Source organism: Synechococcus sp. BA-120 BA3 (assembly GCF_034931285.1).
Taxonomy (GTDB): Bacteria; Cyanobacteriota; Cyanobacteriia; order PCC-6307; family Cyanobiaceae; genus Cyanobium.
The window spans coordinates 1-608 of the sequence record NZ_JAYGHZ010000233.1 but is presented as its reverse complement, the minus strand read 5'-3'; the positions used below and the strand labels follow the sequence as shown (position 1 = coordinate 608).

Here is a 608-nt window from a genome sequence, read left to right as displayed (position 1 = left end):
CCGCCCTGCCGGGCGACAGCTTCGGTCTGCCGCCGGACGGCGGCCAGGCCCTGCTGCGGCTGAGCTACGGCATGCTCGACGCCGGCGCCCTGGCGGAGGCCCTGGAGCGGCTGTTCGGGGCGTTGGCGGCACTGCGGCCCACCGCCGACTGATCCTTCTCAGGATTTGGTTCCGGCGGCACGGCTGTCCCCGGCGGCACGGCTGTCCCCGGTGCCACGGCTGTCTACGGCGCCACGGCTGTCGACGGCGGCCGCCAGCAGCCAGAGCGTGGCCCCGTCCGGCCACAGCACCAGCATCTTGCCGCCCGCCAGCACGGCGAGGGGATCGCTGAACGTCATCGCTGAGCTGCGGGCTTTGGCAAGCGGCAGCCGCCGCCATTCCATTCCCTCCGGAGCGGCGGCCATGCCGGCGGGGAGCTCCCGGCTGGGCGTCGCCTGCTCCCACAGCGTCGCAACGGCGCTGGCCTCGGCCGTCTCGAGCGGCCTGGCCTGCAGGGCCAGGGCCAGCATCCGGCTGGTCGCCGCCAGCTCCCCGCCCGGCTTCGTGCCGGTGCGTTCCTGGTCCGCTCCCGGTGGCGTCGGGGTGGCGGCCGCCGCCCGTTCCCGGGC

The 608-nt window shown here is 76.0% G+C and carries 1 protein-coding gene; it reads right to left on the bottom strand.

All coding sequences use genetic code 11. The features are described 5' to 3' along the window. Positions 1 to 158 precede the first annotated feature (158 nt). A partial coding sequence (locus VB737_RS07490; RefSeq protein ID WP_500312280.1) for a hypothetical protein occupies positions 159 to 608 on the bottom strand: 450 nt, incomplete at its 5' end.